We start from the raw sequence: 11,795 nt of genomic DNA, 5'->3' as shown, positions 1-11,795 counted from the left end.
GGTGGGGGCGTACGTGTGCGTACTCTGCCCACGCCCGGTGAACCGTGGCACACGGCACGGCGGTCGGAGGATGACCGAAACACGGCCGGAGCACCCCGCGGGGCCCCTCCGCCCCACTACCCGCGAGTAACCGGGAGTTGTACGGTGACAGCCGCCCCACCGACGCCGACGACGGAGGCTCCACCCATGCGGATCGCGACCACCATCTTCCTCACCGACGAGACGATCACGCCCGTACGGCTCGCCCGCGCGCTGGAGGAGCGCGGCTTCGCCGGGCTCTACCTCCCCGAGCACACCCACATCCCCGTCGAGCGGACCAGCCCCTACCCGGCCGGCGGTGAACTGCCGCGCGAGTACGGCCGTACGCTCGAACCCTTCGTCGCCCTCGGCCAGGCCGCCGCCGTGACCGAGCGGCTGGGGCTCGGCACCGGCATCACGCTCGTCGCCCAGCACGACCCGATCGATCTGGCCAAGCAGATCGCCACCCTCGACCACCTCTCGGGCGGGCGCTTCACGCTCGGCGTCGGCTTCGGCTGGAACAAGGAGGAGGCCGCCGACCACGGAGTGGAGTGGGCGTCGCGGCGCGCGCTCACCCACGAGCGGCTGGCGCTGATGCGGGCGCTGTGGGCGGCGGAACCGACCGCGTACAAGGGCGAGTTCGGCGCCGTACGGCCCAGCACCGCGTACCCGAAGCCGGTACGGGGCGAGCCCCGCGTCCTCATCGGCGGCACGGCCGGGCCGAAGCTCTTCGCCGGGATCGCCGAGTCCGCCGACGGCTGGCTGCCGATCGGCGGCCGGGGCCTGACGGAGACACTCCCGGCACTGCGCGCGGCCTGGACGGCGGCGGGCCGCGACCCGGGCGGCCTCCAGGTCGTGCCGTACGCGGTGATCCCGAGCGAGGGAAAGCTGGCGCACTACGCGGAGTTGGGCATCGAGGAGGTAGTCCTCCAGCTGCCGCCGGCGGGCGAGACGGAGGTGCTGCGCACGCTGGACGCGTACGCGGCGTACGTCTGAGGTCCCTGGGGCGCGTGATCGGAACGGGCTTTACGATGAGTAGGTGCCCGAGACGCTGCCCCCCGTGGGTATTGACCTCTTCGATGTTGAGCGGCTCTGCCTGGTGGAGTCGGAAGCTCCCCCGCTGTCACCCGCGGACGAATCGGCCAGAGACCGTGCGTGGGACAGGGCGGTCCAGGCCAATCCGTCTCTCTTCGACGGGCCGGTGGCGGCGTGTGCGGGGCTGGAATGGGCCGGTCAGGGCGCTCTGAGTCTTTCCTGGGCACGGGTGACCTACCGGCACTACGCCCTGCGCCGGGTCCCGGGCGCCACCGCGCTGCCGTCGTTGTTCGTCAACGTTGTTCAGCCGACGGACGAGGGCCGTGTACTGGCGGCGAGGATGTCGCCGTCCACGGCCGCCCCGGGCCGCTGGCAGTTACCGGGCGGTTCCGTGGAGCCGCCTCAGGACGGAGAGACGTTGGACGAGGCCGCGCTGGGCGGCCAGGCGGCGCGAGAGCTGGTCGAGGAGATGGGTATCAGTACGCCTCCCGACACGTTGCGGCTGTGGGCGGTCACCCGGGGGAAGAACGGCAGCGTCGGCCTGACCTACCTGGCCCCGGCCCTGCCGGAGTCAGCGCTGCGTGAGGGCTTTGCCGCTGCGGCGAGGACGGAACACGCCCAGGGGCGTGAACCCGAACTCGACGAGTTCGCGCTCGTACGCTCCCCGGCTGACCTGGCCGGCCTGGCCGGCCCGCACGTGGACTACTTGGAGCCGGTTGTCCGTCGGTACACACAGGAGTCGCCGGTACACGACGACGTGTGACTCAGCTGTTGGCGAGCAAGTCGCGGGCGCGGTTGTCGAAGGTGCGCCCGGCCGGTCAACCTTGATCGACATCGCCTCCGCCGGCCAGGGCCACGACGCCTGCGCGGGCGAGCCCTGGATCGAGGGGTACGCGCCGGGTGGCGGGCGGCTGGGCGGAGGCGAGAAGGCGACGGCGCGGCGGCGCCGCCGCTCGGACGAGACCTATGCCACCCCCTTGCCCACCCGCATGTTCCCCGCCCACGCTCGTATGCTCGGGTTCATGACGAATCAGCAGCCCGGAGGGCCGACCGCCAACTCCATGCGCCGCGCGCTCAAGCGCGCCCGCGACGGCGTCGCCCTCGATGTCACCGAGGCCGCCGTGCTCCTTCAGGCGCGCGGGGACGATCTCACCGACCTCGCCGCGTCCGCCGCGCGGGTCAGGGACGCGGGGCTCGCGGCGGCCGGGCGGCCTGGCGTCATCACGTACTCCCGCAAGGTCTTCATCCCGCTGACCCGGCTCTGCCGGGACAAGTGCCACTACTGCACGTTCGTCACCGTGCCCGGCAAGCTGCGCCGGGCCGGGCACGGCATGTTCCTCTCGCCCGACGAGGTGCTGGAGATCGCCCGCCAGGGCGCCGCGCTCGGCTGCAAGGAAGCGCTGTTCACGCTCGGCGACCGGCCCGAGGACCGGTGGCCGGAGGCGCGTGAGTGGCTGGAGGCGGAGGGGTACGACGACACGCTCGCGTACGTACGCGCCATGGCCATCCGGGTCCTGGAGGAGACGGGGCTGCTGCCCCACCTGAACCCGGGCGTCATGACCTGGACCGACCTCCAGCGGCTCAAGCCGGTCGCGCCGAGCATGGGCATGATGCTGGAGACCACCGCCACCCGCCTCTGGTCCGAGCCCGGCGGCCCGCACCACGGCTCGCCGGACAAGGAGCCCGCCGTACGGCTGCGGGTGCTGGAGGACGCCGGCCGCTCCAACGTCCCGTTCACCACCGGGGTGCTGATCGGCATCGGGGAGACGTACGAGGAGCGCGCCGACGCCCTCTTCGAGCTGCGGCGCGTCCAGCGCGCGTACCAGGGCCTCCAGGAAGCCATCATCCAGAACTTCCGCGCCAAGCCGGACACCGCGATGCGCGGCATGCCGGACGCGGAGCTGGAGGAGCTGGCGGCCACCGTCGCCGTCGCACGGCACATCCTGGGCCCCGCCGCCCGTATCCAGGCCCCGCCGAATCTCGTCGACGCGGAGTACGCGCTGCTCATCGGCGCGGGCATCGACGACTGGGGCGGCGTCTCGCCGCTCACGCCCGACCACGTCAACCCCGAGCGCCCCTGGCCGCACATCGACGAACTGGCCGCACGGACCGCCGAGTCCGGCTTCGAGCTGCGCGAACGGCTCACGATCTACCCGGAGTTCATCCAGCGCGGCGAGCCGTGGCTCGACCCCCGGCTGCTGCCGCACGTACGCGCGCTGGCCGACCCGGAGACCGGGCTGGCCCGGGAGGGCGTCCTGCCCGCCGGCCTGCCCTGGCAGGAGCCGGACGAGGGCTTCACCTCCACCGGCCGCACCGATCTGCACCGCACCATCGACACCGAGGGCCGCACGGGCGACCGGCGCGACGACTTCGACGTCGTGTACGGGGACTGGGAGGCGCTGCGCGAGGCCGCCGCGCCCGGCATGGTGCCGTCCCGGATCGACACGGACGTCCGGGGAGCCCTGGCGCAGGCCGCCGACGACCCGACGAAGCTCACCGACGACCAGGCGCTCGCGCTGTTCCACGCGGAAGGACCGGCGCTCGACGCGCTGACCCGGATCGCCGACGAGCTGCGCCGCGACACGGTCGGCGACGACGTCACGTACATCGTCACGCGCAACATCAACTTCACCAACGTCTGTTACACCGGCTGCCGGTTCTGCGCCTTCGCCCAGCGCCGTACGGACGCCGACGCGTACACGCTCTCCCTGAGCCAGGTCGCCGACCGGGCCGAGCAGGCGTGGGAGGTCGGCGCCACCGAGGTCTGCATGCAGGGCGGTATCCACCCGGACCTGCCGGGCGCGGCGTACTTCGACATCGCGCGGGCGGTGAAGGAGCGCGTCCCCGGCATGCATGTGCACGCCTTCTCGCCGATGGAGGTCGTCAACGGCGCCTCGCGCACGGGTCTTTCGATCCGCGAGTGGCTGACGGCCGCGAAGGAGGCGGGTCTCGACTCGATCCCCGGTACGGCGGCGGAGATCCTCGACGACGAGGTCCGCTGGATCCTCACCAAGGGCAAGCTGCCCACGGCCACCTGGATCGAGGTCATCACGACCGCCCACGAGCTGGGCATCCGCTCCAGCTCCACGATGATGTACGGCCATGTCGACCAGCCGCGCCACTGGCTGGGCCACTTCCGTACGCTCTCCCGCATCCAGCAGCAGACGGGCGGTTTCACCGAGTTCGTCACGCTCCCCTTCATCCATACCAACGCCCCGGTCTATCTGGCCGGAATCGCCCGCCCTGGCCCGACCGACCGCGACAACCGCGCGGTGATGGCGATGGCCAGGCTCCTCCTCCACCCCCATATCCCCAACATCCAGACCAGCTGGGTCAAGCTCGGCACCGAGGGCGCCGCCGAGATGCTCCGCTCGGGCGCGAACGACCTGGGCGGCACGCTGATGGAGGAGACCATCTCCCGTATGGCCGGGTCGAGTTACGGCTCGTACCGGTCGGTCAAGGACCTGGTCGCCATCGCGGATGCCGCCGGCCGGCCCGCCCGGCCCCGTACGACGCTGTACGGCGAGGTCCCGGAGGAGCGCGTACGGGCGGCGGCGGCCTCGGACGGGCATCTGCCGGAGCTGCTGCCGGTGCTGCCCTCGTAGCCGGGCTCGTAGCCGGGTTCGCGTAGTCGAGTAATGGACAGAAGAGGAGTCCGGATAAGAAAGCGCTTCCTACCTGTTGCCCCCGCGAAGGCGCGGCCGTTTGACTGTCCCCGCACAGGACGGCCAAGTCGGCGCCTTCATGAGGGAGTTGCATGTGAGACCCATCGCGCGAGCCCAACGTCTGACAGCGCTGACCGCGGCGGGGCTGCTGGCCGCGGCCGGGCTGCTGACGTCCCCTGCCACGGCCGTCGCCGCTTCTGCTGCGGCCGTTCCGGCTGCCGCCGCCGCGGCTCCGGCCTGGGAAGCCATCACGTTCGGCCAGTCCACCGACCTCAACTTCGCCTCCAATGTGCTGCCGGAGAAGGTCGGCACCAACTACGCGGCGCCCGAGCACCCCGGCACCATCGACGGCCGCGTCGTCATGGAGAGCCGGGGCGGCAAGATCGCCCCCGGGCACGACGGGCTCACCTTCTACCAGACCGCCCTGGACCCCCGTACGGACAACTTCGTCCTCACCGCCGACATGACGGTCAACCAGCTCGGCCCCGAGACCGGCGGCGCCGTCGGCTCCCAGGACAGCGCCGGCATCATGGTGCGCGATGTGAACGGCGGGGCCCGCCAGAACCCGATGGTCCTCGGTTACGAGGAGGTGCCGGCCGCGTCCAACATGTTCGCCTCGGGGGTGATGCGCCAGGGCGTCACGGCCATCCAGCGCACCGGCGTCGTGAAGCCGTACGGCAACACGGGCAGCAGCATGAGCGCCACCGCGTTCACCACCGACTCCCGCTACACACTGCCCCTCAACACTCCGGTGACCCTCCGTCTTGAGCGCACCGACACCGAGTTCATCATCTCCTCGACCTTCACCCACGTGGGGCAGCCCGTCACCTTCGAGCGGCGCGTGACCGGCGCGGACTGGGTCCAGGACATCGACCCGGACCACATGTACGTCGGCTTCTACGCGGCCCGCAACGCCAAGGTCACCTTCGACAACGCCCGCCTCGAACTTTCCGAGGCGCACACCCAGCCCCGCCCGGCGATCGAGCCGGTCCCTGTCAAGCCCGCACTCACCGTGCTCTCTCCGCCGGTGGCCGGCGGACTCGACTACCCGCTGCGGGCCCGCCCCAACGTCGATGGCACGGTGGAGTTCACCGACGCGGCCGGGACCGTACTGCACAGTGAACACACCACCGCGAACCGTACGGTCGGCCACCGGGTCACCCTCACCGCCGGGCGGACCGACTTCGGCCTGCGCTTCGTCCCGGACGACGCGTCCGCCGGCGGTCCGGTGAGCCAGTCGCTGACGGTACGGACGAAGGCGTACGGCGAGCGCGGCGACGGCGCCGCCATCCACGCCGCCCCCGAGGGCGCCACCACCGCCGCCGGTACGGCCGCCGACCCCGTCGACCTCGCCACCGCGCTCGCGTACGTCGCCCCCGGAGGCAAGGTGCTGCTGCACGGCGGTACGTACACGCCGGCCGGCACGGTCGCGGTCGACGCCGCGTACAGCGGGACCAAGGGCAAGCCCAAGACCGTCAAGCCCTACCGCGGGGCGGATGTCGTGCTCGACGGCCGGGGCGTCCTGCCCATCACCCTGCGGCTCGACGCCGACCACTGGCGCTTCGAGGGCTTCCGCGTCACCGGCTCGACGGGCAACGGCATGCGGGTCAGCGGCAGCCACAACGTCATCGAGCGCATGCTCTTCAACTACAACATGGACAGCGGTTTCCAGATGTCGGGCAACGGCGACGCCCCCGCCCTGTGGCCCGCGCACAACCTGATCCTCAACAGCGAGTCGCACGACAACCGGGACCTCACCGACATCAACGCCGACGGTTTCGCCGCGAAGCTCGGCGTCGGCGCGGGGAACGTGTTCCGGGGCAACATCGCGCACCACAACATCGACGACGGCTGGGACCTCTACAACCGCGTCAACGAGGGCGCCAACATGCCCGTCCTCCTGGAGAACAACATCGCCTACGCCAACGGCCGCCTCAGCAACGGCTATCACGAGGACGGCGACACCGGGAACGGCTTCAAGGTCGGCGGCGAGGGCCTGCCCGTCGCCCATGTCGTGCGCGGCAACATCGCCTTCGACAACAACATGGACGGCTTCTCGGACAACTTCAACCCGGGCCGTCTTGAGCTGTCCCACAACTCCGCGTTCGACAACAAGCGCTTCAACTACATCATGCGCTTCAACCCCTACTTCTCCGTCGAGGAGCAGGGCGTCTACCGCGACAACCTGTCGTTCCGCACCCCCGAGGGCCGCGGCGGCGACACCCCGGTGCGCGACTACATCTCCGGTGACACCGACCGCACCAACGTCCTCTTCGACGGCGAACGCGCCACCAACGAGGACGCCACCACCACGGCCGGGGCGCGCGACTTCCGCTCCCTGACACTGCCGGGCACGTACGCCCGCCAGAAGGACGGCGCGCTGATCTACGGCGACTTCCTCCGCCCCACCCGCCACTCTCCGCTCAACTCGGCGGGCACCAAGGGCGGTTGGATCGGCGCGCTCGACGGCCGCACGGCGCGCTGATACGCGCTGCCACTCCGGCTCCTCGGTCTCCCCGACGACGACCGCGTCGCGGGGAGACCGAAGAGACGGGCCGCGCTACTTTGGTCGGCTGTCCAGGGCCGGGCAGTGGTTTGTACCGTCGCGGTATGACAGTTGAGGTAGACAGCGGCACGAGCAGGAGACGCTCGACGGGCCGGTTGACGGATGTCGACGCGTTGCGCGGATTTGCACTCCTGGGCATCCTGATGGTCAACATCCCGTTCTTCGCAAGCGGTTACACCCTGCCGGGGGTGGCCGATCCGGCCCGGACGGCCTGGCACGACGGACTCGCCCTGGGCGTGGTCCAGTTCTTCTTCGAGGCGAAGTTCTATCTGCTCTTCTCGTTCCTCTTCGGCTACAGCTTCACCCTCCAGCTCGACTCGGCCGCCGCACGCGGGGTCGACTTCCGGCCACGCTTCCTGCGGCGGCTCGGGGCGCTGTTCCTGATAGGCGTGGCCAACGCGGCGCTGCTCTACTACGGCGACATCCTCATCACATACGCGCTCTTCGGGCTGCTGCTGTTCGCGATGCACCGGGTGAGCCCGCGCCGGGCGCTGTGGGTGGCCGGGATCATCACCGGCACCTTCGTCCTGCTCTTCCTGGCCCTGGCCACGCTGGTGGCCGTGTTCGACGGGTCGTCCTCTCCCACCGCCGCGGAGCACGCGAAGATGCTCGCCGACGGCGCGGCGGCCACCGAGGCGATGCGGGGCGGCCCGTGGTCGGTGATCGCGGACCGGGTGGCGGCGCTGTCGACGACCCTTCCGCTGACCGTCTTCGTCCAGGGGCCGCTGGCCTTCTCCGCCTTCCTGGTGGGACTGGCGGCCGGAAAGCGGCGCGTCCTGGCGGGCCCGGGCGCGGGCGCGGACCAGGACCCCGGCGCGGGCCCCGGCGCGTACGAGGCGAAGCTGAGGCTGATCCAGTGGATCGGCTTCCCGGTGGGGCTGGCCGGCTCGGCCTTCTACACCTTCGCCAGTACGGACAACCTGTTCGCCGGCAGCCTCCACTTCCTGACCGCGCCCTTCCTCACCGCCGCCTACGTCGCCACGCTGCTGCGCCTCTTCCGTACGGTCCGGGGCGGCCGGGTGGCTCAGGCGCTCGCCCGGCCCGGCCGGATGGCGCTCACCAACTACCTGAGCCAGTCCCTGCTCTGCGTGCTGATCTTCACGGGCACCGGCCTCGGCCTCGTCGGCCGGGTCCCGTACGCGGGGGTCATCGGCATCGCGCTGGCGATCTACGCCGTACAGCTGCTGTGGAGCGCGTGGTGGCTGCGGCGGTTCCGGATGGGCCCGGTGGAGTGGCTGCTGCGGGCCGCCACCTATCGGGAGCGGCCGGCCATGCGCCTCACGTCGTAAACCGAAGTTTTACATACCCTCCACGTGGCTCAAATGCGACCTCCGCGACCACGGCCCCCCATACCGGCCCCGTGATCCCGGGACGTAACCAAGAGCGCCCTCAACCCGCTGTTCCCGGTCGATTACAGTGCTGCGCAGCCGCTGCGAGGCACAGGGTGAGGGAGGGGCGAGTGAGTACACCGTCCGGTGCCATCTGGGGCCGTCTGGAGCAGCAGGACTTCCGCAGCCGGGTGCGGGGCTGTCTGCTCGGCGGCGCGATGGGTGACGCCCTGGGCGCGGGGGTCGCCGCACTCACCCTCGACGAGATGCGGGCCGCGTACGGCGCCGAGGGCGTGGTGGACCTCGTCCCCGCGTACGGCCGCCGGGGCGCGGTCACCGCGGCGACCCAGCTGACCCTCTTCACCGTCGACGGGCTGATACGCGCCCAGATCCGCCGCGACACCGGCGCCTGGCATCCGCCCACCGACGTGTACCGCGCCCATCAGCGCTGGCTCGCGACCCAGCGCGACTGGGGGCCCGATCTGCGCCGCAAGGACAACGGCTGGCTCGCGCAGGAGGAGTGGCTGTACGCGCGCAGGGACCCGACGATCTCCACGCTCACCGGCTTCGGGGGCGAGGTCATGGGCTCGCTCGACCAGCCGAGGAACCCGATCGCGCGCGACGCGGGCGCGCTGGTGCGCTCCGCGCCGTTCGGGCTGCTGGTGGGCTGGGAACCGCAGCTGGTCTGCCAGCTGGCGCTGGAGTGCGCGGTCCAGTCGCACGGCTCGCCCGGCGCGTATCTCTCGGCGGGCGCCTTCGCCGCGATCGTGCACGCGCCGGCCCGCGGCGAGTCGCTGGAGACGGGCGTGGAGCGCGCTCTCGCGCTGCTCGCGCCGCGCCCCGGGCACGAGCCGGTGACGGAGGCACTCCGGCAGGCGATGGCCGCCGTACGCCAGGGGGTGCCGGGCCCGTCGGTGATCGCGTCACTCGGCGAGGGACGGACCGCCGAGTCCGCGCTCGCCGTCGGCGTCTACTGCGCGCTGGTCGCCGAGGACGTACGGCAGGGGCTGCGCCTCGCCGTCAACCACGACGGCCCCTCCGCGGCCACCGGGAGCCTGTGCGGCGCCCTGCTCGGCGCGCTGCACGGGGAGACGGCCCTGCCGCCGGCCTGGGTGGCCGAGCTGGAGGGCCGTCCGTCCCTGCTGGAGATGGCCGACGACTTCGCGATGGAGATGACCCAGGGCCGGGCCCTGCACAGCCCGTCGGAGACGGCGTCGGGCTGGCTGGCCCGCTACCCGCGGGGGTAGGGGTAGGGCGCGTACGTACGCGACGGGGCCCGTCAGCCGCCCGACGACCCCGAACCGGACCCGGACCCGGACCCCTCCCGCTTCTCCCGCTTCCCGTGCTTGCCCTGATGGCCCTGCCTGCCCTGCGAAGGCACCCGGAGCGACTCCGCCGTCAGGCCGGAACCGTCCCCGTCGCCCTCGCCGTTGATCCGCGCCAGCAGCACATCGCGCGCCGGCGTGTCCTCCGGCTTCAGGAGGCCGATCACGACGTACAGCACCAGCGACACCGCGAGCGGCACGGAGACCTGGTACTGGAGCGGCACCCCGCCCGTCACGCTCCAGTTGATCGGATAGTTGACCAGCCAGAAGGCCAGCAGCCCCATCGACCAGCTGGTGAGCGCGGCCGTCGGGCCCGATCTGCGGAACGTCTTGAGCATGCCGAGCATGAACGGGATCGCGATCGGTCCCATCAGCCCCGCCACCCACTTGATGACGACCGTGATGATGTCCTTGAACGTCGGCGAGTTGACCTGGGTCGCGATGGCCATCGACAGCGCCAGGAACGTGATGGTCGACAGCCGCGCCGCCAGCAGCCCCGCCCGCGCCGACCAGGAGCGCGCCGCCTTGGAGAGGGTGGGGGCGATGTCGCGGGTGAAGACCGCCGCGATGGCGTTCGCGTCGGAGGAGCACATGGCCATCGTGTGCGAGAAGAAGCCGACGATGACCAGGCCGAGCAGCCCGTGCGGCAGCAGCTGTTCGGTCATGAGGGCGTACGCGTCCGACGCGTCGGGCTTCTCCGCCGTCACCAGCAGCGGCGCGCACCACATCGGGAAGAACAGGACCAGCGGCCAGACCAGCCAGAGCACGGCGGAGAGCCGGGCCGAGCGGGTGGCCTCGCGGGCGTTGGCGGTCGCCATGTAGCGCTGCGCCTGGTTCCACATGCCGCCGTTGTACTCGAAGGTCTTGATGAAGAGGAACGCCAGCAGGAAAGTGACGGTGTACGGGCCGGCCGTCGGCGACGCGTGGCCGTCGGGGAGCTTGTCCCAGACCGTCCACAGCGCGCTGAACCCGCCGAGCTTGCCCATGACGGCGACGAGCATGGCGATGCCGGCGAAGAGCTGGATGACGAACTGCCCCAGCTCTGTGAGGGCGTCGGCCCACAGCCCGCCGATGGTGCAGTAGATGCCCGTGATGACACCGGTGATGAGGATGCCCTGGTTGAGGGAGATACCGGTGAAGACGGAGAGCAGGGTGGCGATGGCGGCCCATTTGGCGCCGACATCCACGATCTTCAGCAGCAGCCCCGACCAGGCGAGGGCCTGCTGTGTTCTCAGGTCGTAGCGGTTCTTGAGGTATTCGAGCGGGGACGCGACGTGTAATCGGGAGCGCAGCCGGTTCAGCCGCGGGGCGAAGAGCTTCGAACCGATCCCGATGCCGATGGCGATGGGCAGGGACCAGGTGACGAACGAGGTGACGCCGAAGGTATAGGCGATGCCCGCGTATCCGGTGAACATCACCGCGCTGTAGCCGGACATGTGGTGCGAGATGCCCGACAGCCACCAGGGCATCCTGCCGCCGGCGGTGAAGAAGTCACTGACATTGTCCACGCGTTTGTGCGACCACAGGCCAATCGCGATCATCACACCGAAGTAGGCGATGAGCACGGTCCAGTCGAGGCTGTTCATATCCCCTCCAGGGGTTCGTTCCGCCTTATGAACCATGGAGTGCCGGAGGGATTGAACCGCCAACTTCTGTGGCGGGTCAAGACGTTGTGCAGTCATAGATATGAACGGGGGTCACGAAGCCGAACGGCGGCGGGCGCGGTCGGTGGGCGTGGCCGGCGGCCCGGTCGCGGGCATGACCGAGCCCCCTCGGCCAGGACGGCGGACCGGTCGAGAGGGCTCTTCAGTGGTGCGTATGTACGCGTTTGCGGCGCGTCTGTGGCTACCGCGCGTAT

The 11,795-nt window shown here is 70.9% G+C and carries 7 protein-coding genes; 6 read left to right on the top strand and 1 reads right to left on the bottom strand.

All coding sequences use genetic code 11. The annotated features are described in order from the left end of the window. The first annotated feature begins 186 nt into the window (after positions 1-186). The 6 genes from AB0389_RS24225 (at position 187) to AB0389_RS24200 (ending at position 9,859) form a co-directional block, all read left to right on the top strand. The gene (locus AB0389_RS24225) at positions 187-1,014 is read left to right on the top strand and encodes an LLM class F420-dependent oxidoreductase (RefSeq protein WP_366397562.1); all 828 of its coding nucleotides are present in this window, start codon (positions 187-189) and stop codon (positions 1,012-1,014) included. Positions 1,015-1,078: 64 nt separating this feature from the next. Continuing rightward, the gene (locus AB0389_RS24220; protein WP_366397561.1) at positions 1,079-1,816 is read left to right on the top strand and encodes an NUDIX domain-containing protein; all 738 of its coding nucleotides are present in this window, start codon (positions 1,079-1,081) and stop codon (positions 1,814-1,816) included. 259 nt (positions 1,817-2,075) lie between these two features. Continuing rightward, positions 2,076-4,658, top strand: coding sequence for a bifunctional FO biosynthesis protein CofGH (locus AB0389_RS24215; protein WP_366397612.1), 2,583 nt, complete (start codon positions 2,076-2,078; stop codon positions 4,656-4,658). Positions 4,659-4,812: 154 nt separating this feature from the next. Then, positions 4,813-7,203, top strand: coding sequence for a right-handed parallel beta-helix repeat-containing protein (locus tag AB0389_RS24210; protein WP_366397560.1), 2,391 nt, complete (start codon positions 4,813-4,815; stop codon positions 7,201-7,203). A gap of 125 nt (positions 7,204-7,328) precedes the next feature. After that, entirely contained in the window at positions 7,329-8,573 is a 1,245-nt protein-coding gene (locus AB0389_RS24205) for a DUF418 domain-containing protein (protein WP_366397559.1), read from the top strand. Positions 8,574-8,743: 170 nt separating this feature from the next. Continuing rightward, positions 8,744-9,859 (top strand): ADP-ribosylglycohydrolase family protein, encoded by a 1,116-nt coding sequence (locus tag AB0389_RS24200; RefSeq protein ID WP_366397558.1) that lies wholly within the window; start codon positions 8,744-8,746, stop codon positions 9,857-9,859. Positions 9,860-9,891: 32 nt separating this feature from the next. On the opposite strand, the gene AB0389_RS24195 is transcribed toward AB0389_RS24200, so the two are convergent. Further along, positions 9,892-11,523, bottom strand: a complete 1,632-nt coding sequence (locus tag AB0389_RS24195) for a sodium:solute symporter family protein (RefSeq protein WP_366397557.1) — start codon at positions 11,521-11,523, stop codon at positions 9,892-9,894. Positions 11,524-11,795 lie beyond the last annotated feature (272 nt).

It is taken from the genome of Streptomyces sp. NPDC093109 (genome assembly GCF_040701725.1).
In the GTDB taxonomy this organism is placed as follows: Bacteria; Actinomycetota; Actinomycetes; order Streptomycetales; family Streptomycetaceae; genus Streptomyces.
The sequence above is the reverse complement of the archived record's forward strand: the minus strand, read 5'-3'. Positions and strand labels throughout refer to the sequence as shown.